The following is a 21,857-nucleotide window of genomic DNA, read 5'->3' as shown; positions in this document are numbered from 1 at the left end:
CATGGCCGCAGTTATGTCACAAACTCAGGCTGTCAAAACCTTCGTACGATTTTTTGAGCCAGGACTTGACACGTTGGCGCTCCAGCAGGCCCAGTGCATCTGCCTCAGGCTTGCTGTGGATGGCTGCCCAAAAACTGGCGTTCTGGCGGTCAATCTTGCGCATGCTGGCCTCATGCAGCGCGGGCAGGCTGATGACTTTGGCGCCACGCGACAGTGCGGTTTCCAGTGCGGGGGAGCTGTCGAGCTGTGAAAAGTCTGCGCCACGCCCGTGGTTTTTTACCACGATGTAGTTGGGCCCCGCTTCATAGGTGCTCAACAAGCGGCCCAGCAAGTCCACCGAATCCTTGCCCGCATCGGCCACATGCCAGAAATTGACGGTGATGCCCATGTCGGCCAGCACCGCAAACACGTCCGAGTCCTTGATCCAGCGTGCCAGGGGCGCAGCGGTCTGCGCGGCCAGATCCACCACCACACGGGGTGGTGCACCCGTGGTATCGGCACTTTCAAACGCGCTGGCAATCGCGTCCAGCCCTTCATAACTGTCAACCACCACCGGGCTGGCGTAGTCGGCGTAAAAACGAGTGAACGAGGTGTGCGAGCGGTCGGTGTCGAAGCCGACAAAAGGCTGCTCTTTGTCGATGAAATACTGCGCCAGCAGACGCGCCAGCACCGATTTTCCGACGCCACCTTTTTCGCCGCCGATGAAGTTGAGAGAACTCATGTTTGCTTTCTGTTGTGTTGGAAACGGGTGCCCGCAGGCAGCTAGGGTGACAGAAGCAAAATCTGTGCTGGGTGGCGGCAGGTCGTGCGTTAAAGGATGTTTTTCACCAGCACCTGGCTTTTGCGGTCCCAGTTGTACTTGCGTTTGCGCGCATCGGGCAGCCAGTCGGGGTCGACCTGGACAAAACCACGTTTGATGAACCAGTGCATGGTGCGGGTGGTGAGCACAAAAATGCTGTCCAGCCCGGCCAGCTTGGCGCGTTGTTCGATGCGTTTGAGCACCCGGTCACCATCCCCCTGGCCTTGTACATCGGGCGACACGGTCAGTGCGGCGAGCTCGGCGGTGCGTTCCTCGGGGTAAGTGTACAGGGCGGCGCAGGCAAAGATCACACCGTCGTGCTCGATCACGGTGTACAGGCCCACATCACGCTCGATCTCGGTGCGGCTGCGTTTGACCAGGGTGCCGTCTTTCTCGAACGGCTCGATCAGCTGCAAGATGCCACCCACGTCGTCCACCGTGGCTTCACGCAGGCTCTCCAGTTTTTCATCCACCACCATGGTGCCGATGCCGTCGTGCACATAGACTTCGAGCAGGATCGAGCCGTCCACCGCATACGGGATGATGTGGCTGCGCTCCACACCACCTTTGCAGGCCTTGACGCAATGCTGCAGGTAAAACGCGGTGTCGGTGGGTTTGTCGGCACTGGGCAGGTCGGCCAGCAGCTTCTCGGCGGTGTCCAGCGGCAATTCGGTGTCAATCGGGTTGTCTTCACTGAGCGGCTGTCGCACGTCGGTGGCAATCCCCGGCACCTCGGTCACAAAAATCAGCTTGTCGGCTTGCAGAGCGGTGGCCACCGAAGTGGCGACTTCTTCCATGGTCAGGTTAAAGGCCTCACCGGTGGGTGAGAAGCCGAACGGCGACATCAGCACCAGCGCACCCATGTCAAGCGAGCGGGTGATGCCCGCCGTGTCGATCTTGCGCACCACGCCCGAGTGCTGGAAGTCCACCCCGTCCACAATGCCGACCGGGCGCGCCGTCAAAAAATTGCCGGAAATCACCCGCACCGTGGCCCCTGCCATCGGTGTGTTGGGCAGACCTTGGCTAAACGCCGCTTCAATCTCGTAACGCAATTGGCCTGCGGCTTCCTGGGCACAGTCCAGCGCCACCTCGTCGGTGATACGGATGCCCTTGAAATACTTGGGTGAGTGGTTCTTGGCCTTGAGCTGCTCGTTTACCTGCGGTCGAAAGCCGTGCACCAGCACGATGCGCACGCCCATGCTCTGGATCAGCGCCAGGTCTTGCGCCAAGTTAGGCAGCTTGCCCGCCGCAATGGCTTCGCCGCAGACACCGACCACAAAGGTCTGGTGGCGGAACTTGTGGATGTAGGGGGCGACGGACCGAAACCAGGGGACAAAGGTGAAGTTGAAGGGCAGGCTCATGGGGTTGGTGGGCAAAGAGGGCGGCAGTCAATAGGGGGCAACACCACCCTATTTTGCAGCACGTGTATGAAGGTTTTGGCTGCCATCGACACATTGCCCGTTTGAATGCCCAAGACACTGTGCGTAGATCAGCATGGCGCCTTGCGTCGCCTCACTTTTTCGCCTTGGCGCGTTCGATGATTTTCTGGAAGCGTTTTTTGGCAGCGTCAGGTACCGCATCGGGGATCACCAGCTCATCCAGGCTGGCGTCACCCACCTGGACCAGCATGACCATACCCATGCCGTAGTGCGGTACACACTGAATCCCGTAAAACCCTTTCTTGGTGAACTCCACGAGAATTTCTTCGTTGACTTTGCCTTTGAACGGGCTGGCGCCCTCTGGCATCATGCCCACAATGCTGGCGGCGTTGTGGCCGATGTTGGACGCCAGGAACTGGACCTTGTCACCTGACTTGAGCTTCAGATAGTCAGCCTCAAAAGGCATGGGTCCGGTATGGTTTCGGTTGAGCATCTTCACCTGATAGGTTTCAGCCCAAGTGCAACTGGGCGACACAAGCCAAACCGATGCGGCAAACACCAAAGAAAACAGTTTTCTCATTTGCATAGCAATGTCCTTATCTTCAAAAATCCGTCATAGGTCAAAGCGGCATAAAACGCAGCACGCGCGCTTGGTCGCTTGGGTCGATCAGTTCACTGACCCCCACTTTGAACACCTCCTCCAGAAGCGATGGCACCAATATCTTTTCCGGTACATCCAGCCTGATCAGCCGACCTTCGTGCAAGACGGCCAACCTGTCGCACAGCAGCGCATGGTTCAGGTCATGGATGGCCACGGCCGTGGTCACCGGCAGACTGCGGATCAGGTGCATCAGAGAGAGCTGCTGGTGGATGTCAAGGTGGTTGGTGGGCTCGTCGAGCAGCAGGATGCCCGGCTGTTGTGCCAAGGAGCGTGCGATGTGGGCGCGCTGACGCTCCCCACCCGAAAGAGTGCTCCACTGGCGATCCCGCTTGTCCTGCATGCTGACCAGCGCCAAGGCTTCATCCACGATGTCGTCATCACGCTGGGACCAGGTCTGCCAGGCACTTAACCACGGTGTGCGCCCAAGCTCCACCGCATCCTGCACGGTGATCGCGTCGCTGGTATCGGCCATCTGCGACACCAAGGCCAGTTTGCGAGCCACCAAGCGGCGAGCCATCTGCCGCATGGGCTGGCCTTCAATCAGAATGCTGCCTTGCGTCGGCTCGGTCACGCCTGCCAACAGGCGCAACAGGCTGGATTTGCCCGAGCCGTTGGGGCCGATCAGCCCCAACATTTCACCGGCATGCAGTGCCAGACTGATCTCGTTGACGAGTCTGGCACCCCGCACCCGCCAACTGACCTCGCGTGCCTCCAGAACCAGCTGTTGCCCCACGTTATGGATTGAGGTGACTGTCATGCGCGTCGCCTCCCATTTTTGAGCAGCATCACCGCGAACACCGGCGCACCGACCAAGGCGGTGATCACCCCGATGGGAAGCACCTGGCCGGGGATCAGAACACGTGCAGCAACGTCCGCAACGATGAGGAACACCGCCCCCAGAAACATGCTGGCTGGAATCAGCACCTGGTGGCGCACACCAACCATCATGCGTGCGGTATGCGGGATCACCAGGCCCACAAAACCAATGGCGCCGACGATCGACACCATCACCGCAGTCATCAAAGCGGCCACCAGCAGCATGGTCAGCTGCACACGCCGTACCGCAATCCCCAGCGATGCCGCCGAATCGGTGCCAAAAATGAAGGCATCCAGCGCCCGAGCCTGAAGCAGGCAGACGCAGCAGCCGAATAACGCAACTGGAAAGGCCAACCCAACATCTCCCCAGCGCACACCACTCAGGCTGCCCAGCAGCCAGAACATGATGCCGCGTGCCTGCTCGGCACTGCCGGACTTGGTGATGATCAGCGAGGTCAAGGCATTAAAAAGCTGAGAACCGGCGATACCCGCCAGCACAATCTGGCTACCGTTGCGCAGGCCATCACCACCTGCTGCGTGCGCTAACAAGGCCACCAGTGCAAAAGCGAGTACCGCACCCAAAAAGGCGCCCACACTCATCGACACCAGACCCCCGCCCACACCCACAATCGCTACCAGCACCGCCCCGGTCGAGGCCCCTGCGGAGATGCCCAGCAAATAAGGTTCAGCCAGTGCATTGCGCAGCAGGGACTGCAGGATCACCCCTGAGATGGCCAGCCCGGCACCACAACATGCGGCCACCAAGGTGCGAGGCAACCGGTAGTTCCAGACAATGCCGTTGTCGATAGGAACCACCGGGAATGCGGTGTCGAGCAGCCGATTGCTCAGCACGTGGTAGACCACATCGATGGGAATGGGGGTTTCACCCACCGCGATACCGAACACAATGGCCGCAACGATGGCTACCAAGCCAGCCACGACCAAGAACAGCTTGGACCATGGCCGGTGTCGAAGATTTTTGGAATAGTTGTTCATGAACATTGCGGCGGGCCAGGCAAGGGCCTGCCCGCCGCTTTTTGCACCACGAGATCAGGGCTGTGTCGCCTTGAGCTTCATGGCCGCATCGACCATTTGCTCCAGACCGTCGACCATGCGGATCGAGCCCTGCAGGGCGTCCGCGTCAACAATCACAACCCGGTCGTTCTTGACGGCATCCATGTGTTTGGTCACCGGGTCAGTCTTGAGAAATTCCAGCTTTTTCTTGTAGTCGTCGGCGGCAAAACGGCGGCGGTCCATGCGGGCAATCACCAGCACCGACGGGTTGGCCTTGGCGATGGTCTCCCAACCCACGGTGGGCCATTCCTCGTTCGAGGTCACCACGTTACGCATGCCCAGCGACTTCATCATGTAACCGGCCACCCCGGATTGGCCGGCCATGTACGGGTCCATCGTCAAGTCGGCGCTGGAAAACCACAAGGCAACTGACAGGTCCTTCACCTTGGCTGCGCGCATCTTTTCCTCGGCGCGGTTGGCGCGCGCTTGCAGATCTTTCACCAGGGCTTCACCCTTGGCCTCGACGTTGAAAATCTGGGCCAGTTGCTGCACGCTTTTGTACAGCGCCTTCGGGTTGTAGGCGGTGGTACGTGTGCCATCCGCGCCCAGGAGGTTGTCCTTGCCCTCGCAGTCGGACGGCATGGCATAGGTCCAGACACCAATGTCATGGAACTGCTCGCGCGTGCCGACCACACCTTCCTTGCCGACCATCCATTCGAACTGGGACACCACCAGCGCAGGACGCTTACCGATCAGTGACTCAAAGCTGGGCGCGTTGTCAGCCAGGCGCGGGACCTTGCTGTTGACCTCCTTGAACCGAGGCAGTACATCGTGGAACCAAAGTGAGGTGCCGACCACCTTGTCGCCTAAGCCCATGGCGTAAAGCATCTCTGTGCCAGCCTGCCCGATGGTGGCAACGGCGGCAGGCGCCTTCTCGAACGTCAGCGTGTAAGCGCAGTTCTGAACTTTGAGGGGGTAGTTGGTGGCATGAGCCGAAGGAAGACCCGCCAGGGCCAGTGTGACAGTTGCCAGAGCTGATGTAACAGCACGTTGAAAACGCATGATTTCTCTCCACGATAAATGCCTCGCATTGGAAAGAAAAACCACACCAGCACCCACGCAATCATGTCTTGCAACACCACACCATGGCATACCCGCGCGAGCGCTCCTTCCCGAACACTCAGCCTGCGACAAGTCGATAAATATCGACACGGGCTAGAGCAGGTATCCTGACTGGCGATTCAACGACTGCCCAATGCCTTCCCGGGGGATCCCCAGTGGCTCGTGTTGAGCAGTCTCCTCGCCTACAGTTGCGGGAGCAGTTCCATTTCTTGATGCCGCGCGCTAGGCACACGACTGGATTCCCTGTTTGGATTGACCTGTTTTTCAGATCAATCCAACCCCTTTCGGGACTAAAGCTGGGGGCATTGTTACATATGTCGAATAGGGGTGACTTTTCTTGAGGGGCTGGAGGGAGGTCGCCCGACGATGGCTTCGGCCAGTCAGTGGTCGTTATCTTCAAGCTGCTGACGGGGAAGGTCTGCCGGTCAATTGGCCGCGCCAGAACGCAGAGTTTCCCGGGCACATCGTGGTACGAGGCTGCCGCCCGGCCAGTGCTTAGCTAACCACATCAAACAGCATCAGCCACCGAAATGTATTGCATATTCAGTAGCGAAACGCCCTTATTTAATAAGGGCTAGATGCCAATTTGGCCCATAAGACCTGCTGCCTACCGACCGCCGCTAGACGCAGCCACCGATAATGGCGCCCCAATGTCGAACCCTCTGAATATCGAATTCCCCGAATCCCTGCCGGTCTCGGCGCGTCGCGAAGAAATCATGGCCGCGATGGCTGCGCACCAGGTCATCATCGTCTGTGGTGAAACTGGCTCGGGCAAAACCACCCAACTTCCCAAAATCGCCCTGGCGATGGGACGCGGCTTGTGCAACTACCCCAAAACCTTGCCCGACGGTCGCCCAGCGCCACGTGGCAAGCTGATTGGCCACACCCAGCCGCGCCGGATCGCCGCCAGCAGCGTGGCCAAACGCATTGCTGAAGAACTCAACACCACGCCCGGTGAAGTGGTTGGTTTTAAAGTGCGTTTTCAGGACCGACTGGGGCGCGACGCCTCGGTCAAGTTAATGACCGACGGTATTTTGTTGGCCGAGACTCAGACCGACCCGTTACTCAAAGCCTACGACACGATCATCATCGACGAGGCGCACGAGCGCAGCCTGAACATCGACTTTTTGCTCGGTTATTTGAAGCAGATCCTGCCGCGCCGCCCTGACCTGAAGGTGGTGGTGACCTCGGCCACGATCGACGCGCAGCGTTTTGCGGATCACTTTGCGTCCAGGCATGGTCCGGCGCCGATCATCATGGTCAGCGGGCGCATGTTCCCGGTAGAGCAGCGTTACCGCCCGTTTGAAGAAGCGCGCGACTATGACCTGAATCACGCGATTGCCGACGCGGTGGACGAGCTCTGGCGCGATGTGCACAACAGTGGCGACATCCTGGTGTTTCTGCCCGGGGAGCGCGAGATCCGCGAGGCAGCCGATCACCTGCGTGGCCACCTGAGCCACCAGCCGGTGTTTCGTGGTGCCGAGGTGCTGCCGCTGTTTGCGCGGCTGAGCCAGGCCGAGCAGGACCGTATTTTTGACGGCCACACCGGGCGGCGCATTGTGCTGGCCACCAATGTGGCCGAAACCTCGCTCACCGTGCCTGGTATCCGTTACGTTATTGACGCAGGCACCGCGCGTATGAAACGCTATAGTTTCAGAAGCAAGGTGGAGCAGCTGCTGGTGGAGCCTGTGAGTCAGAGTTCGGCCAACCAGCGTGCGGGTCGCTGCGGGCGGGTCGCCAACGGCATTTGTATCCGGCTCTATGACGAAAAAGACTTCAACAACCGCCCCAAGTTCACCGACCCCGAAATATTGCGTTCATCCCTGGCCGGGGTGATTCTGCGCATGAAGTCCTTACACCTGGGCATCGTCGAAGATTTCCCGTTCATCGAGAAACCCTCGGGCCGGGCCATTGCCGACGGTTACCAGCTGCTCAACGAACTCGGCGCGGTGGACGATGCCAACGAACTCACCGCCATGGGTGGTGAGCTGGCCAAATTGCCGCTGGATCCGCGTGTGGGTCGCATGATTCTGGAGGCGCGTTCTCGCGAGGCGCTGGACGAGGTGCTGGTGATTGCCAGCGCCTTGAGCGTGCAAGACGTGCGCGACCGCCCGATGGAAGCGCAGCAGCAGGCCGACCAGGCGCACGTCAAGTTTGACGATGAAAAGAGCGAATTTTCCGGCTACCTGAAATTGTGGAAGTGGCTGGAAACCGCACGCGGTGGTCAGCCCTCACCCCAGCCCTCTCCCGGGGGGAGAGGGAGCGAAACCGCCACTGCTCTGGCGCTGTCCAAGGCGCGGGGCGGAAGTTCACCCCCTCGCCCGGTGGGAGAGGGCCGGGGTGAGGGCGCACCCGCCCACAAACTCAGCAACCGCCAATACGAGCAACTGCTGCGGCAGAACTTTGTCAGCATGCGCCGGGTGCGTGAGTGGCGCGACATCTACAGCCAGCTCCACACCGTGGTGGCCGAGCACAAGTGGCGGCTCAACACCAAGCCAGCGAGCTACGAGCAGTTGCACCTGTCGATGCTCTCGGGCCTGCTCGGCAATATCGGCTGCAAGCTCGAAACCGACGGCGCCAGTGGGGAGTACCTGGGCGCCCGCAGCATCAAGTTTTACCCGCACCCGGGTGCCCATCTGGTCAAAAAACCGGGCCGCTGGATTGTGGCTGCCGAGCTGGTCGAAACCACGCGCCTGTTTGGCCGGGGCATCGCCGCGATTGAGCCGCAGTGGTTGGAGCAGGTCGGCGCACATCTGCTCAAAAAACAGCTGCTGGACCCGCATTGGGAAAAAAAGGTGGCCGAGGTCAATGCGCTGGAACGCGCCACACTCTATGGCATCGTCATCTACAGCGGCAGGCGCGTCAACTACAGCCGAGTCGATTTGCCCGGTGCGCGTGAAATTTTTATCCGTGAGGCGCTGGTCGGTGGCCAGTGGGAGACCAAGCTGCCATTCCTGGCGGCCAACCAGAAACTGATCAAACAGGTGGAAGACCTGGAGCACAAAGCACGCCGCCAGGACGTGCTGGTGGACGACGAGCTGATCTACGCTTTTTACGACCAGCAGTTGCCTGCCGAAGTGTGTAGCGGTTTCACCTTCGAGGCCTGGTACCGCGATGCGGTCAAGATCAACCCCAAGCTCCTGCTGCTGACGCGCGAGGAGCTGATGCGCCACGAGGCGGCTGGCATTACCACCCAGGCCTTCCCGAAAACCGTGCGTCTGGGCGGTGTGGATTGCGCCGCCACTTACCTGCACGAGCTCGGTGATCCGAAAGACGGCCTGACGGTCACCGTGCCGATTTTTGTGCTGAACCAGGTCAACGAGGAGCGTTGTGAATGGCTGGTGCCCGGCATGCTCAAGGACAAGATCCAGGCACTGATCAAAACCCTGCACCAGCGCCCACGTTCGCGCCTGGTGCCGCTGCCCGAGTCGGCCAGCAAGATGGCGGCGCAACTCAACGAGCCAGCCTTGTTTGGCCATGGCTCGCTGATTGAGGCGGTGCTTAAACTCGTGCGCCTGGCGACCACGGTGGACGTGGTGCGCGCCGACATCAAGGTCGACATGTTGCCGCCGCACTTCTTCATGAACTTCCGCGTGGTGGACGAACATGGCCGCCAACTGGGTCAGGGTCGCAACCTGGGTGCTTTGAAGGCCGAACTGGGTGCCCAGGCACGTGGTGCGTTCCAGGCGCTGGCCGGGCTCAAGATGGCCAAAACGGCGACGCCTGCGGCAGATTTCAAGCAGAATAAGCCTCAAGCCCTTATAAATCAAGGGCAGGTAGCTACAAAAAAAGCAGTGAGTGAACCCACCGCCAAGGCCACGCCAGCCGGTGTCAAACACACGGCCTGGACCTTTGGTGAGCTGCCTGAGCTGCTGGAAATCCAGAAAGGCGGCCAGACCCTGATTGGTTACCCGGCGCTGCTGGATGCAGGTGATGCGGTCATGATCGAGGTGTTTGACGAGCCCGAGGTGGCTGCCGCCAAACACCGCGCCGGCCTGCGCCGCCTGTTTGCGTTACAAATCAAGGACGCGCTCAAGTACCTGGAAAAGAACGTGCCCGACCTGCAAAAAATGGCGGTGACCTACATGCAGGTCGGCAAAAACCCGGACGGCAGCGGTACCGGTGGCACGCTCGAAGAGCTGCGTGAACAGATCATCCAAGTGGCGCTGGACCGCGCCTTTTTGCTCGACCCGTTGCCCACCGACGAATTTGCCTTCAAAAAACGCGTGGATGAGGGGCGAGGGCGCCTGACCCTGATCTGCACCGAAGTCGCCCGCCTGAGCGCCAGCATCCTGGCTGAGTACGCCGTGGCCGCGCGCAAGATCAAGGACAGCAAAAATGCGCCCGAGGCCTCGACGGATGCGGCCCAGCAGCTATCAAAATTGATGCCCAAGAAGTTCTTGAGTGTCAACCCCTGGGGTAGCCTGCAGCACTTTGCCCGTTATCTCAAAGCCATCACCGCCCGCCTGGAAAAATGCCGCGCCGACCCGGCCCGCGACAGCGCCCGCATGAAAGAGTTGTTGCCGCTGGAGCAGCGTTACTGGCGCCTGGTGGCCGAGCGCAAAGGTGTGGTGGATGATCGCCTGCAGGAATTCCGCTGGCTGCTCGAAGAGTTGCGTGTGAGCTTCTTCGCCCAGGAGTTGCGCACCCCGCAGCCGGTGAGCGTGAAGCGGCTGGAGAAGGCCTGGGCGCAGCTGGGCTGAGCATCAGGCGGGTCAACACCCCGGGTTTTGTTGGGGTGCCTTGAATGGGGGACGTCGTTGGGGACAGATCCGCTCTGATGTTCTCAGGGTGGCACAGTCAGTGCTTGTGTGTTCAAAAGCCAGGACCAGGCCCAGCGGGCGTGACCTGGGTCTGCTTAACCACCTCACCTGGGCCCGATTCACCCATGTCACCCGCTACCTCCAAACTGCTGTTCGCAGGCACCATCTTCACCAGTGCCTTTGCCTTGTTCCTGGTTCAGCCCATCATTGCCAAACAAATCCTGCCCTGGTTTGGTGGCTCGGCGGCGGTGTGGGCGATTTGTATGGTGTTTTTCCAGATGGCGCTGCTGGCGGGTTATGCCTACGCCGACTGGGTGTCTCGCCACCTGCGGCCCCGCTCACAAGTACTGTTGCATGTGGCATTGCTGGTGTTTAGCTTGGCTTTTTTGCCGATCATTGCCGACCCGAGCTGGCAACCCCGGGGTGATGAGGATCCGTCCGGGCGCATCATTGCGCTGCTGCTGGGCACCATTGGTCTGCCGTATTTTTTGCTCTCCACCACCGGGCCGCTGATCCAGTCCTGGGTGTCCAAGACGGTGGTTGGCAGCGATATCTACCGCTATTTTTCACTCTCCAACCTGGCCTCGATGCTGGCCCTGATCAGTTATCCGTTCCTGATTGAGCGGCACGCGGCCATTGTGGGCCAGGCCTATGCCTGGTCGATGGGGTATGCGGTGTTTGCACTGTTGTGTGCTGGTTCGGGGTATTACTTTTGGCAGCATGGGCGCAGTGTGGAGACGGTCGCACCGGTCCAGCCTGTCAAGCCCGAGGTCCATCGTGATCCGACCTGGCGTGACTACGTCACCTGGTTGGGTGCCTCGGCCATGGGCTCCTGGCTGCTGCTGGCGATCACCAACCACATCACACAGAACGTGGCCTCGATCCCTTTTTTGTGGCTGCTGCCGCTCACACTCTATTTGCTGACCTTTGTTCTGTGTTTCGAGAGTGAGCGCTGGTACCGGCGCCGCCTCTTTTTGCCGCTGGCAGCCGCGCTTATGGTCCTGTGTGCTTATGGGCTGCAGGACGGCAGTGTGGGCCGCAACATCTGGGTCGCGGTGCCGACCTATGTGGCAGGGTTGTTTGTGCTGTGTATGTTTTTGCATGGAGAACTCGCGCGTATGCGGCCGGGCCCGCGCCACTTGACACGTTTTTACCTGATGGTGTCGCTCGGTGGTGCACTCGGTGGCACCCTGGTGGGCTTGGTGGCGCCCCGGGTATTGCCTGCGTATTACGAGCTGGGCATCGGCTTGGTTGTCACCGCGCTGCTGGCGCTGGTCATGCTTAGGTCCAGCACCTTACGCATCATCTCCGGTGTTTTGGCGCTGCTGTGCACCTACTTTCTGGTTTTGCAGATCCAGGACGATGTTCAGGGCAGCCGTTATGTTGGGCGCAACTTTTATGGTGCGCTGATCACGCTGGACAGCCAGCGTGATGACCCACGGGACAACGTGCGCCAGCTCTACCACGGTGCCATCAAACATGGTGAGCAGTTTCTGGCCGCTGATCGTCGCCGCGAGCCCACCGCCTATTACGGGGCAACCTCGGGAATCGGTCTGGCCATTGCCAACACCCCGGCACAGGGCAAAAAGGTGGGGGTGATTGGCCTGGGTGCGGGCACGCTGGCGGTTTATGGTCGTTCGGGTGACACCTACCGGATGTATGAGCTCAACCCCGAGGTGATTGCACTGGCCCAGACAGAATTCAGTTTCATGTCCGACAGCGCGGCCAAGGTCGAGACCGTGCTCGGTGATGCCCGCCTGTCCCTGGCCAAGGAGCCGCCGCAGGGGTTTGATGTGTTGGCGGTGGATGCGTTCTCGGGTGACTCGATCCCTGTGCACCTGATCACCACCGAGGCCATGGACGTCTACCTGCGCCACATGTTGCCCGGTGGCATCATCGGCTTTCACATCACCAACAAGTTCATCAACCTGGCGCCCGTGGTGCAAAACATCGCACAGGCCAAGGGCTTGTATGTGGCCTTTGTCCATGACGACACCGACAACCCGGCGCTGCGCAATACCGACTGGATTCTGGTGGCGCGTGATCAGGCGGTACTGCAGCAGGAGGCCATTCGCCAAGCCAGCAGCACTGTGCCCTCCATAGCCAAGCTCGGCGTCTGGACCGATGACTTCAACAACCTCTTTGACGTGCTGAAATAGCTCAGGTGGGGCGACTGTTGCCCGCACCAGTGTGAAACAAGCTCAGACCGAGGTCTTGCGAATGCGCTGACCGCTGGCCACCAGGTCGGCCACCATCTTCAGCACCGATGCGCCAGGTGCCGAGTAGGGGTCGAATTCAGGGTGGTTGAGCTGGACCATCGGGTCGTCTTCCGCCAACAGCACATGGGCCATGGCCCAGTCGGCATAACGACGCTGGCTGATTTCTTCGAGCAATAACAACTGCACATCCTGATGGCGCCGGTCCTGCGTGATGCGGTTGTAGAGGGCGTTGATGACACCCCGCTCACCTTCGAGCACCTGCAGGTACAGGCCTTGGCCCTGGCACAAAACGCCGGTGATACCGCGCTGTCGGTTGGCACTTTGTGCGACCGACAGGATCGAGTCCGTTACCGCCGTTGTTTGTGGTCCCACAGCCCGACTCACATACAAAAGTCGAACCAGCTGAATGCGTTGTCGTGTTTCGTCCATGGGCAAAGTGTACGCCCGCCAAGCTACAAAAAAATAAGTGCTCTGGTTGATAAGTGAGGTCTGACTTTGCCGACAATCGCCACGATCAATGGTTGGTCGACGAAAGAGTTGTCATGGCTGAGGTCCTTATTGCGGGTGGGGGGATTGGTGGTTTGTCTGCGGCGCTGGCCTGTGCCCAGGCGGGGGCCAAAGTGTCTTTGTATGAGCGTGCTGCCGAGTTTTCCGAGTTTGGCGCGGGCATCCAGCTCGGCCCTAATGCGGTGCGGGTGTTGCACGGCTGGGGTTTGAAAGATGACCTGACCGGTTTGGCCGCGTTTCCACACCGCTTGCAATTTCGCAGCGCCACTTCGGGCACAGTACTGGGTGAACTGACGTTGGGCGCGGACATGGTTCGGCGTTATGGCGCACCGTACATCACCATCCACCGGGCAGATTTGCATGCTTTGCTGGTGCGGGTGCTCCAGCAGCGGGGTGATGTGGCGCTGCATCTGGCCAACGCGGTCACCAGCGTGGCGCAGACCAAGGCCCATGTCACCGCGCAATTGCAAGACGGCCAGCAGCCGCAGGCTGATGTGTTGGTGGCCGCCGATGGCGCCTGGAGCAACCTGCGCCAGCAACTGTTACACGACGGCAAGCCCCAGCCCACCGGGCATCTGGCCTACCGCACCATGGTCAAGCAAAGTGACTTGCCCAAACATCTGCAAACCCAGCAGGTCACCGCCTGGTTCGGGCCGCGTATGCATGTGGTGCAGTACCCGGTGCGCGGGGGGGACTGGATGAACGTGGTGGGTATCGTGCACGGCCAGGTCCAGGGGGACATCTCCAGCTGGGACCACAGCGCCAATGCGGCCGATTTGCAGCGGGTGGTGGCGGGCAGTTGCGCCCCCTTGCGTGACCTGATCCATGCCATCGAGGCCTGGCGGCTGTGGCCGCTGAGCATCCGCCTGCCGATGCGCGGTGCACACGAACATGCGCTGGGTCGGGTGGCTCTGCTGGGGGATGCCGCCCACCCGATGGTGCCGTACCTCGCACAGGGCGCAGCGATGGCAATTGAAGACGCGGCCACACTGGCCAAGCTGCTGGGAGCTGCGGGTGTTTTTGCTGCGGAGCAGGGCAACCAGGCTGTGCTGGGCCGGGTACCGGCATTGATCCAGGATTACGCCAACCAGCGCTGGCAGCGCAATGCCAAGGTGCAGGCACGGGCCCTGCAGAACGGCCAGATTTACCACCTGACCGGGCCGATGCGCCTGGGCCGTGACCTGGCCATGCGTGTGCTGGGCCAACGTTTGCTGGATCAGCCCTGGTTGTATGGGGGTGGGCCGGCTTAACGGCCACTTGTGTGCCGGGCGCACGATGGCGCCGTTTTGAAGATGACTAAACTCGGCACAGTTCTCGCTTCACATGTTCTCATGACCTCCCCGCACCCACCCACACCACCCGAGCAAGCGAGCATCGGTCTGGACCAACTGGCCAGACAGGCGCGCGCCGTGGTGGTGGGCATGGCCAGCACCCACGATGAGGAAGAACGCGGCATTGCGCTGCGTTTGCTTGAAATCGGCTTTTTGCCTGGTGAGGTGGTGCGGGTGATCGCCCACGGTTATCCGGGGCGCGATCCGCTGGCGGTGCGTGTCGGTCACACCACCTTTGCCCTGCGCAGCCACGAGGCGGCGCTGGTTCAGGTTCGTCCGCTTTGACCCAGATCGCCCTGCATGACGGATCACACTCACCTTCCTCCGCTGCGCGTGGCGCTGCTGGGCAACCCCAACTGCGGCAAAACCGCTTTGTTCAACCTGCTCACCGGCAGCCGCCAGAAGGTGGCCAACTACGCCGGTGTTACCGTGGAGCGCAAGGAGGGGCACCTGGAGACCGCCTCGGGCCGCCAAGTAGTTGTGCTGGATTTGCCCGGTGCTTACAGTCTCAACGCGCTGAGCGCTGACGAGCAGATCACCTGCGACATCGTCACCGGGCAGCGCCCCAACGAGCCGCTGCCGGACCTGGTGGTGTGTGTGGTGGATGCCACCAACCTGCGCCTGAATTTGCGCCTGGTGCTCGAAGCACGTGCGCTGAATTTGCCGCTGGTGCTGGCGTTGAACATGAGCGACGCCGCGCGCCACAGTGGCATCACGGTGGACCGTGTATTGCTGGCGCGTGAGCTGGCCATGCCGGTGATCGAGACGGTTGGCATCCGCCACGACGGCGCCCAGGAGCTGCTGACTTACCTGGCCAAGGTGGATGTGGCCAAGTCGAAAAAGCGTCTCAAACCGCAGATGGCCTGGCACGCACCGCAGGTGGACGAGGTGATGGCCACCCAGCAGGAGGTGCGCCGTGTGATCCAGCTGGCGGTGCAGGAGCCGGAAGGCAGCCTGCACACCGATGACGCAATTGACGCGGTGGTGTTGCACCCGCTGTGGGGCATGCTGGTGCTGGCCGCCACGCTGTTCCTGATGTTCCAGGCGGTGTTCAGCTGGGCCGTGTGGCCCATGGATCAGATCAAGTCGCTGGTGGAGGGGCTGTCCGATGGGGTGCGCGGTCTGTTGTCCGACGGGCCGCTGAGCAGCCTGCTGGTGGATGGTGTGCTGGCCGGGGCGGGTGGGGTGCTGGTGTTTTTGCCGCAGATCCTGATCCTGTTTTTCTTCATCCTGGTGCTGGAGGACTCTGGTTACCTGCCACGGGCCGCATTTTTGCTGGACCGGGTGATGGGCACGGTGGGCTTGTCTGGGCGCTCCTTCATTCCACTGTTGTCGAGTTTTGCCTGTGCGGTGCCGGGCATCATGGCCACGCGCAGCATCACGCATTGGCGAGACAGGTTGGTCACCATCATGATTGCGCCGCTGATGACCTGCTCGGCCCGCTTGCCGGTCTACGCCTTGCTGATTGGTGCCTTCATCCCAAGTCGCACGGTCTGGGGCGTGTTCAACCTGCAGGGGCTGGTGATGTTTGGGCTGTATGTGGGTGGCATTGTCTCGGCCATGGTGGTGGCTGCGGTGGCCATGTTGTGGCGGGCCCAGGCACGACCGACGCCGCTGGTGATGGAGCTGCCGTCCTACCGCCTGCCCAATGTGCGCAATCTGGCGCATGGCTTGTACGAGCGGGCCGCGATTTTTGTCAAACGAGTGGGCGGCATCATCCTGGCGCTGACCATCCTGCTCTGGTTTTTGGCGACTTTTCCAGCAGCGCCTGCAGGGGCGACCGATGCGGCCATCAACCACAGCTTTGCCGGCATGTTGGGGCACGGGTTGGAGGTGCTGGTGGCACCTATTGGTTTCAACTGGCAGATTGCGGTGGCCCTGGTGCCTGGCATGGCGGCGCGTGAAGTGGTGGTGGGTGCCCTGGGTACGGTCTACGCGTTGTCGGCCACCGGTGAGGATGTGGCGGCCCAGCTGAGCCCGCTGATTGCGCAGAGTTGGTCGCTGGCCACCGCCTTGTCGTTGCTGGTGTGGTTCATTTTTGCACCGCAATGTATCTCGACCCTGGTGGCGGTGCGCCGTGAAACCAACTCCTGGCGTTACCCCTTGCTGGTGACGCTGTACCTGTTTGCGCTGGCCTACCTTGCCAGCTGGGTTACCTACCGGTTGGCCCTGATGTGGGGGGCGGGCTGAGATGGGCCAGACCTGGGGGGTGGTCGTGCTGGTGGGCTTGGCGGCGCTGTACTGCCTGTGGTATGTGCTGCCCAACCCACTGCGCCAGCGGCTGGGGCGTTTGCACCGCGCTTTGGGTCGTGCCCCCAGCTGCCGTTCCGACTGTGGCCGCTGTGGCCAGTGCCCGGGATCGGCTGCGCCGACGCAGGCCCCGCAAGAGCGAACTGTGTCTTTTCACCCCAAGCACTGAGCACCACCTATGGGTGGCAGCGGCTCGGACGGTGCTTGTTCAGCGTTTGTTGCGAATCGGGGAGTCTTTGGCAATGCCCCAGTCGGGCGCCGCTGGGGTGTCTGGTGGCGCATAGCTGTTGTATTTGGCGGTGTAGTACAGGCCAACACCAAAAAATGCGACCAAAGCAATCGCACCCAGTGCCAGCTTGAGCACCAGTAACCAGAATTTTTTGTCTTTGTCATTCATGGCAGGGTCTCTGAAACATCTGGAGCAGGGGGGTGTCGCACGGATCAACGAGCCTGGCTGAAAAACTGGTTGGCATGTCGGCTGCGGGCCTCGATCTGGCCAAACAGCGGGCGGATGTTCTCATCCCACACCAGCTCCAATGTCTGACATGCGGCGCTGGAGATATGGGTGACGCGGTTCTGGTCGCGGTGGCCCAGGTCCAGCGCATTGCCCAGCACCTCGGCCACATGGATCAAGGGCACCAGTGGGTTGTCCAGCGCGGCATCCGGATTGTGGTGGTGCTGGATGGCTTGCGCGATGGTGGGTGGCAGCTTCCAGTGCTCAGCCAGCCAGGCACCGATGGTGGCGTGGTCCAAGCCAAAGGCCTCGCGCTCCAGTTCCTCAATGCCCAAACTGGAATGGATCGATTGTTGCCAGCAAGCACGTGCGGTATCGGCATCCAGCGCAAAGAGCCAGAGTTGGCCGATGTCGTGCAACATGCCCGAGATCAGCGCGGCGTCTGGACTGACCGGCTGGGCCACATGGCGGGTGAGTTCCTGGGCACAGATGCTGATGGCCACGCTGTGTTCCCAGAATGCAGTCGGCAGGGTGTGTGCGGCCGCCTTGTGAATGAAACCACCCAGGCTGCTGATCAGGGTGATGCTGCGCACCTTGGCCAGACCAATCAGCGAGGTGGCGGCAAAGATGTTGTTGACGTCAGTGTCTCGTTGCCTGCCTGAGGCAGCGGCATTGGCCACCGACAGCACCCGGGCCGTGATCACCGGGTCCAGGTTGATGTAGTGGGCCAGGGTGTTGAGGTTGGTGTCGGGGTTGTCCAGCGTGGCCAGAATCTCTTGCACCACGACGGGAAAACTGGGCATCAGCCGACTGTGCTGGATGACCGTTTCGCGGGTGATCGGTGGGCGGCCCATCATGCGGTACGGTAAGCCATCACCTGGTCAAACAGCGACAGCAGGGTGGGGTCGTCCAGCTTGCAGTCTCTGAAAATATCCTGCACCCGGCGCGCTGCCAGCTCGGTGTCCAGTGCGATTTGTTCATCGCTGCGTTCATCAGGCTGGTCGATACAGATGTATTCGGCGTGGTGGGCATGGAGCTGGTTGAGGTTGTCGGCGGTGAGCAGATGCCCAGGCGGCAACACCATGCTGAGCAAACCATGTTCCACCACCTGGACGGTTTCACCCAGCACCATGCCGGGCTCGATGTCGGTGACCGGTATGTATTGGCGGCGCGTTTTCATGCAGATTCTCGCAACATCCTGATCTGGCAGCCAAGCCCGGTCACGCTTGCTGGCCCAGCAGCAGGTATTCCATCAGCGCCTTTTGCACATGCATGCGGTTTTCGGCCTCGTCCCAGACCACACTTTGTGGCCCGTCGATCACCTCGGCATCGACCTCTTCACCGCGGTGGGCGGGCAGGCAGTGCATGAACAAGGCGTTGGGCTGGGCCACCGCCATCATCTCGCTGCTGACACGCCAGGTGGCAAACGCCTGTTTACGTACCTCGTTCTCGGCCTCATAGCCCATGCTGGTCCAGACATCGGTGGTGACCAGATCGGCGCCACGGCAGGCGTCCAGTGGATTGCTAAAGTTTTCATAGCTACCTGCCCTTATGCCATCAGGGCCAGAGGCAATTTTTTCATTGACCTCGTAACCGCTGGGCGTGCTGACATTGACCTTGAAGTCCAGCAGCGTGGCGGCCTGTAGCCAGGTGTTGGCCATGTTGTTGCCGTCACCGACCCAGGCCACGGTTTTACCCTGGATCGGCCCACGGTGCTCAATGAAGGTGAAGATGTCGGCCAGGATCTGGCAGGGGTGAAACTCGTTGGTCAGGCCGTTGATGACCGGCACGCGGGAATACTCGGCAAAACGTTCGATCTTGGTTTGCTCGTAGGTGCGGATCATCACCAGGTCGGCCATGCGGCTGATGACACGCGCGCTGTCTTCGATCGGCTCGGCCCGGCCGAGCTGGCTGTCGCCGGTGGTCAGGTGCACCACACTGCCACCGAGTTGGTACATACCGGCTTCAAAACTGACACGGGTGCGGGTCGAGGCTTTTTCGAAAATCATTGCCAGTGTGCGGTCCACCAGCGGCTGGTGCCGGGTGAAGGTCTTGAACTTGGCCTTGATGAAGGCTGCGCGCTCGAGCAGGTAGGCGTATTCGTCGGCCCGCAGGTCAGAGAACTGCAGGTAATGCCGCACCGGTGGTGCGCCTTTGGGGATGGTGCTGGGAATACCGAAGTTGACCGGGTTCATGGGGTTTCTTTCAACAGGGCAGAAATCAGGGGGCACAAGCGGGCAACGATCTCGTCGGCCTCGGCTTGGCTCAGGATCAACGGCGGCACCAGGCGCACCACGCTATCGGCGGTCACGCTGATCAGCAGGCCCGCATCGGCGGCACGTTGGGTCAGCACACCGCAGGGTTTGGCCAGGTCAATGCCCAGCATCAGGCCTTGGCCACGAATCTCTTTCACCGTGCCTGCTGCCAGTTCGGCCGCCAGCGCGGTCTCCAGACCCGCTTTTAAATGGGCGCCGACCGCAGCGGCATGGGCCAGCAGACCGTCTTCTTCCATGATGTGGATGGTTTCCACCCCGGCCCGCATGGCCAGCGGGTTGCCGCCAAAGGTGGTGCCGTGGTTGCCGGGTTGGAAAATCTTGGCGGCCTTGGGGCCAGCCACCACCGCACCCACCGGCACGCCGGAACCCAGGCCCTTGGCCAGTGGCATCACGTCGGGCACGATGCCAGCCCATTGGTGGGCAAACCATTTGCCGGTGCGGCCCATGCCACATTGCACCTCATCGATCATCATCAGCCAGTCGCGCTCGTCGCACAGCGTGCGCAGATCGCGCAGGTAGTCCAGGTGCATCGGGTTGATGCCACCTTCACCCTGGATTGCTTCAAAAAACACCGCTACCACATTGGGATTGCCTTCGGTGGCTGCTTTCAGGGCCTCGATGTTGTTGATCGGCACGCGGATGAAACCTTCCACCAGTGGGCCAAATCCGGCCTGGACCTTGGGGTTGCCGGTGGCGCTCAGGGTGGCGATGGAGCGGCCGTGGAAGGCTTTCTCATACACCACAATCTCCGGGCGCTCGATGCCCTTGTCATGGCCAAACTTGCGCGCCAGCTTCAGCGCCGCTTCGTTGGCTTCCAGCCCGGTCGAGCAGAAAAACACATTGCTCATGCCCGAGAGTTCCACCAGTTTTTTGGCCAGCGCTTCCTGGTTGGGCACATGGTAGTAATTGCAGCTGTGGATGATCTTGCCGATCTGGTCCTGCAGTGCGGGCACCAGCTTGGGGTGGTTGTGGCCCAGGGTGTTGACCGCAATGCCACCGAGCGCATCCAGGTAGACCTTGCCATTGACATCCCAGACTCGGCAGCCCTGGCCATGTGACAGTGCGATAGGCAGGCGCCCGTAGGTGTTCATCACGTGGGGCGAGGCGGCTTCAATGAAAGGATGGGGTGCGTTCATGCGTTGATCTCCGTGGGAAAACAAAGCGGCCCAACGCAGGTTGGGCCGTTGAAGCACGATTTTAGACCGATCAAATCGATGGTCTGGTCAGCGGGTGACGTGTTCTGGCTGGTGTCAGTGAGGTGAGGCTGAAAACCCTAGGTCTTGTATAAGACTTGGGAAGCGCACTACAATGCCCGCTGCGTTGCAACATCTCGTCAACACCCCCAAGATTGGCCGCCACAAGATGGTTTCACCTGTTCCACCAAAAGTCTACATCCTGGGTGTGACCCACAGCGGTCGCGCTTTTCGCCCCAGTGACTGGGCAGAACGGTTGGCCGGTGTCATGAGCCAGTTTCGCCCGGGCCAGGCCCTGCCGGGGCGTCACTACACCTATTCACCGTGGTGTGTGCCCACCAGTGTGGAAGGCACCCGCTGTGTGATCCTGGACGAAGCCTTGCGCACCCACGATGTGATGGCCTGGGACTTCTGTATGAACTTTGCCAAGGACAACGAGTTGCAGACCTTTCAGGGCCCGCCACCGGTGGGTCACGGTCTCAAGTCCAAAGCGCCTCGCAGTTGAGGGGGGCTGGCCGCTCAGGTTTCCTGGGCGGAGGCGGCCGGGCTGCTGAGTGGCAGGGTGGAGGCCTCACGTGCCTTCACCCGCATTTTGTAGATGGTGTAGGTGTTGGTGATCGCAATCACCACTTCGAGTGCGGTGCCACCAATGGAGCCCGAGAGCACGTTGTTGACAATCCACAGCGAGGTGCCCAGCAGCATCACCATCCGCATCTGGATGCCTTCCAGCAGAAACAGTGCCAGTGTGCCGACGCAGGACGCAATCAGCGGGATCCAGTTCCACCAGACGGTGGCCAGCTTGAAACCCAGCCCGATGTTGATGGCCACAAAAATCAAGGCGATCCACAGCGACTTGGAGTAGATCGACACCAGCGAGCGTGTCATCGACACCAGCGAGCTGGCCCCGGCCGCCGGGTTGCCCAGCAGCGTGAAGTGCACCACGTAGGCCACACATTCGGCAGCCATGTAGAGCTTGAAACGGATGTCGTTTTTTTGCAGGAACGAGGCCACGCCCAAAAAAAATGCGGCGTAGCCAAACAGTTGTGCGGTATCGAGCCAGTGGTCAAACACAA

General features: G+C 60.9%; 20 protein-coding genes and 1 riboswitch. Of the genes, 7 read left to right on the top strand and 13 right to left on the bottom strand.

Features of this window, described 5'->3' with window-relative positions; translation table 11 throughout:
- Nucleotides 1-16: 16 nt before the first annotated feature.
- The 6 genes from KKO72_RS13980 to KKO72_RS13955 form a co-directional block, all read right to left on the bottom strand.
- A complete protein-coding gene (locus KKO72_RS13980) occupies nt 17-721 on the bottom strand; it encodes a mobilization protein (RefSeq protein WP_214939494.1) in 705 nt (234 codons plus the stop codon).
- A gap of 89 nt (nt 722-810) precedes the next feature.
- Nucleotides 811-2,160: an amino-acid N-acetyltransferase gene (gene argA / locus KKO72_RS13975; RefSeq protein ID WP_214939491.1), complete on the bottom strand. Its 1,350-nt coding sequence runs from the start codon at nt 2,158-2,160 to the stop codon at nt 811-813.
- Nucleotides 2,161-2,311: 151 nt separating this feature from the next.
- On the bottom strand, nt 2,312-2,671 hold the full coding sequence (locus tag KKO72_RS13970) for a pseudoazurin (RefSeq protein WP_256445096.1): 360 nt from the start codon (nt 2,669-2,671) through the stop codon (nt 2,312-2,314).
- A 127-nt stretch (nt 2,672-2,798) separates the two neighbouring features.
- The gene (locus KKO72_RS13965; protein WP_214939485.1) at nt 2,799-3,596 is read right to left on the bottom strand and encodes an ABC transporter ATP-binding protein; all 798 of its coding nucleotides are present in this window, start codon (nt 3,594-3,596) and stop codon (nt 2,799-2,801) included.
- Entirely contained in the window at nt 3,593-4,651 is a 1,059-nt protein-coding gene (locus KKO72_RS13960) for an iron ABC transporter permease (RefSeq protein WP_214939482.1), read from the bottom strand. The genes KKO72_RS13965 and KKO72_RS13960 overlap by 4 nt, the downstream gene beginning before the upstream one ends.
- Before the next feature lie 54 nt (nt 4,652-4,705).
- On the bottom strand, nt 4,706-5,731 hold the full coding sequence (locus KKO72_RS13955) for an ABC transporter substrate-binding protein (protein ID WP_251140654.1): 1,026 nt from the start codon (nt 5,729-5,731) through the stop codon (nt 4,706-4,708).
- Between the two features lie 139 nt (nt 5,732-5,870).
- Nucleotides 5,871-6,089: riboswitch (cobalamin riboswitch) on the bottom strand.
- A 352-nt stretch (nt 6,090-6,441) separates the two neighbouring features.
- Between KKO72_RS13955 and hrpA the strand changes: the two genes are divergently transcribed.
- Both hrpA and KKO72_RS13945 read left to right on the top strand, forming a co-directional pair.
- Nucleotides 6,442-10,494: an ATP-dependent RNA helicase HrpA gene (hrpA, locus tag KKO72_RS13950; protein WP_214939475.1), complete on the top strand. Its 4,053-nt coding sequence runs from the start codon at nt 6,442-6,444 to the stop codon at nt 10,492-10,494.
- Between the two features lie 185 nt (nt 10,495-10,679).
- Nucleotides 10,680-12,713: a fused MFS/spermidine synthase gene (locus KKO72_RS13945; protein WP_214939472.1), complete on the top strand. Its 2,034-nt coding sequence runs from the start codon at nt 10,680-10,682 to the stop codon at nt 12,711-12,713.
- Between the two features lie 42 nt (nt 12,714-12,755).
- Here KKO72_RS13945 and KKO72_RS13940 read toward each other — a convergent pair whose 3' ends face one another.
- Nucleotides 12,756-13,202, bottom strand: a complete 447-nt coding sequence (locus tag KKO72_RS13940) for a BLUF domain-containing protein (protein WP_214939469.1) — start codon at nt 13,200-13,202, stop codon at nt 12,756-12,758.
- A 113-nt stretch (nt 13,203-13,315) separates the two neighbouring features.
- On the opposite strand from KKO72_RS13940, the gene KKO72_RS13935 reads away from it, so the two are divergent.
- The 4 genes from KKO72_RS13935 to KKO72_RS13920 all read left to right on the top strand — a co-directional run bounded on the left by KKO72_RS13935 (nt 13,316) and on the right by KKO72_RS13920 (nt 17,030).
- Nucleotides 13,316-14,530, top strand: coding sequence for an FAD-dependent monooxygenase (locus tag KKO72_RS13935; RefSeq protein WP_214939466.1), 1,215 nt, complete (start codon nt 13,316-13,318; stop codon nt 14,528-14,530).
- Nucleotides 14,531-14,611: 81 nt separating this feature from the next.
- Nucleotides 14,612-14,896, top strand: a complete 285-nt coding sequence (locus KKO72_RS13930) for a FeoA family protein (protein WP_214939451.1) — start codon at nt 14,612-14,614, stop codon at nt 14,894-14,896.
- A 15-nt stretch (nt 14,897-14,911) separates the two neighbouring features.
- Nucleotides 14,912-16,801, top strand: coding sequence for a ferrous iron transporter B (locus tag KKO72_RS13925; protein ID WP_214939448.1), 1,890 nt, complete (start codon nt 14,912-14,914; stop codon nt 16,799-16,801).
- Nucleotide 16,802: 1 nt separating this feature from the next.
- Nucleotides 16,803-17,030, top strand: a complete 228-nt coding sequence (locus KKO72_RS13920; RefSeq protein ID WP_214939445.1) for a hypothetical protein — start codon at nt 16,803-16,805, stop codon at nt 17,028-17,030.
- Between the two features lie 39 nt (nt 17,031-17,069).
- Here the strand turns inward: KKO72_RS13920 and KKO72_RS13915 are convergent, their stop codons facing one another.
- Genes KKO72_RS13915 through KKO72_RS13895 form a run of 5 tightly spaced genes read right to left on the bottom strand, consistent with a single transcriptional unit; the run spans nt 17,070 to nt 20,727 of the window.
- A complete protein-coding gene (locus tag KKO72_RS13915) occupies nt 17,070-17,258 on the bottom strand; it encodes a hypothetical protein (protein WP_214939442.1) in 189 nt (62 codons plus the stop codon).
- 44 nt (nt 17,259-17,302) lie between these two features.
- Nucleotides 17,303-18,172, bottom strand: coding sequence for an HDOD domain-containing protein (locus tag KKO72_RS13910; RefSeq protein ID WP_214939439.1), 870 nt, complete (start codon nt 18,170-18,172; stop codon nt 17,303-17,305).
- Nucleotides 18,169-18,495 (bottom strand): hypothetical protein, encoded by a 327-nt coding sequence (locus KKO72_RS13905; RefSeq protein WP_214939436.1) that lies wholly within the window; start codon nt 18,493-18,495, stop codon nt 18,169-18,171. Before KKO72_RS13905 ends, KKO72_RS13910 begins: the two co-directional genes overlap by 4 nt.
- A 40-nt stretch (nt 18,496-18,535) precedes the next feature.
- Entirely contained in the window at nt 18,536-19,510 is a 975-nt protein-coding gene (gene argF, locus KKO72_RS13900) for an ornithine carbamoyltransferase (RefSeq protein WP_214939433.1), read from the bottom strand.
- Entirely contained in the window at nt 19,507-20,727 is a 1,221-nt protein-coding gene (locus KKO72_RS13895) for an aspartate aminotransferase family protein (protein WP_214939430.1), read from the bottom strand. The genes argF and KKO72_RS13895 overlap by 4 nt, the downstream gene beginning before the upstream one ends.
- 226 nt (nt 20,728-20,953) lie before the next feature.
- Between KKO72_RS13895 and KKO72_RS13890 the strand changes: the two genes are divergently transcribed.
- Nucleotides 20,954-21,289: a DUF3579 domain-containing protein gene (locus KKO72_RS13890; protein ID WP_214939564.1), complete on the top strand. Its 336-nt coding sequence runs from the start codon at nt 20,954-20,956 to the stop codon at nt 21,287-21,289.
- A 14-nt stretch (nt 21,290-21,303) separates the two neighbouring features.
- On the opposite strand, the gene KKO72_RS13885 is transcribed toward KKO72_RS13890, so the two are convergent.
- The gene (locus KKO72_RS13885; RefSeq protein ID WP_214939428.1) at nt 21,304-21,855 is read right to left on the bottom strand and encodes a YgjV family protein; all 552 of its coding nucleotides are present in this window, start codon (nt 21,853-21,855) and stop codon (nt 21,304-21,306) included.
- Nucleotides 21,856-21,857: the final 2 nt, after the last annotated feature.

The organism is Rhodoferax sp. U11-2br (assembly GCF_018619435.1).
Lineage (GTDB): Bacteria > Pseudomonadota > Gammaproteobacteria > Burkholderiales > Burkholderiaceae_C > Rhodoferax.
This window is presented reverse-complemented; position numbering and strand designations above follow the sequence as displayed.

What these genes read in the sequence shown, in the direction of transcription:
- KKO72_RS13910 (WP_214939439.1), bottom strand. Translation starts at nt 18,172, where the DNA reads ATGATGGGCCGCCCACCGATCACCCGCGAAACGGTCATCCAGCACAGT.
- KKO72_RS13935 (WP_214939466.1), top strand. Translation starts at nt 13,316, where the DNA reads ATGGCTGAGGTCCTTATTGCGGGTGGGGGGATTGGTGGTTTGTCTGCG.
- KKO72_RS13905 (WP_214939436.1), bottom strand. Translation starts at nt 18,495, where the DNA reads ATGAAAACGCGCCGCCAATACATACCGGTCACCGACATCGAGCCCGGC.
- KKO72_RS13925 (WP_214939448.1), top strand. Translation starts at nt 14,912, where the DNA reads ATGACGGATCACACTCACCTTCCTCCGCTGCGCGTGGCGCTGCTGGGC.
- KKO72_RS13965 (WP_214939485.1), bottom strand. Translation starts at nt 3,596, where the DNA reads ATGACAGTCACCTCAATCCATAACGTGGGGCAACAGCTGGTTCTGGAG.
- argF (WP_214939433.1), bottom strand. Translation starts at nt 19,510, where the DNA reads ATGAACCCGGTCAACTTCGGTATTCCCAGCACCATCCCCAAAGGCGCA.
- KKO72_RS13945 (WP_214939472.1), top strand. Translation starts at nt 10,680, where the DNA reads ATGTCACCCGCTACCTCCAAACTGCTGTTCGCAGGCACCATCTTCACC.
- KKO72_RS13970 (WP_256445096.1), bottom strand. Translation starts at nt 2,671, where the DNA reads ATGCTCAACCGAAACCATACCGGACCCATGCCTTTTGAGGCTGACTAT.
- KKO72_RS13930 (WP_214939451.1), top strand. Translation starts at nt 14,612, where the DNA reads ATGACCTCCCCGCACCCACCCACACCACCCGAGCAAGCGAGCATCGGT.
- hrpA (WP_214939475.1), top strand. Translation starts at nt 6,442, where the DNA reads ATGTCGAACCCTCTGAATATCGAATTCCCCGAATCCCTGCCGGTCTCG.
- KKO72_RS13980 (WP_214939494.1), bottom strand. Translation starts at nt 721, where the DNA reads ATGAGTTCTCTCAACTTCATCGGCGGCGAAAAAGGTGGCGTCGGAAAA.
- KKO72_RS13915 (WP_214939442.1), bottom strand. Translation starts at nt 17,258, where the DNA reads ATGAATGACAAAGACAAAAAATTCTGGTTACTGGTGCTCAAGCTGGCA.
- KKO72_RS13955 (WP_251140654.1), bottom strand. Translation starts at nt 5,731, where the DNA reads ATGCGTTTTCAACGTGCTGTTACATCAGCTCTGGCAACTGTCACACTG.
- KKO72_RS13895 (WP_214939430.1), bottom strand. Translation starts at nt 20,727, where the DNA reads ATGAACGCACCCCATCCTTTCATTGAAGCCGCCTCGCCCCACGTGATG.
- KKO72_RS13940 (WP_214939469.1), bottom strand. Translation starts at nt 13,202, where the DNA reads ATGGACGAAACACGACAACGCATTCAGCTGGTTCGACTTTTGTATGTG.
- KKO72_RS13960 (WP_214939482.1), bottom strand. Translation starts at nt 4,651, where the DNA reads ATGAACAACTATTCCAAAAATCTTCGACACCGGCCATGGTCCAAGCTG.
- argA (WP_214939491.1), bottom strand. Translation starts at nt 2,160, where the DNA reads ATGAGCCTGCCCTTCAACTTCACCTTTGTCCCCTGGTTTCGGTCCGTC.
- KKO72_RS13890 (WP_214939564.1), top strand. Translation starts at nt 20,954, where the DNA reads ATGGTTTCACCTGTTCCACCAAAAGTCTACATCCTGGGTGTGACCCAC.
- KKO72_RS13920 (WP_214939445.1), top strand. Translation starts at nt 16,803, where the DNA reads ATGGGCCAGACCTGGGGGGTGGTCGTGCTGGTGGGCTTGGCGGCGCTG.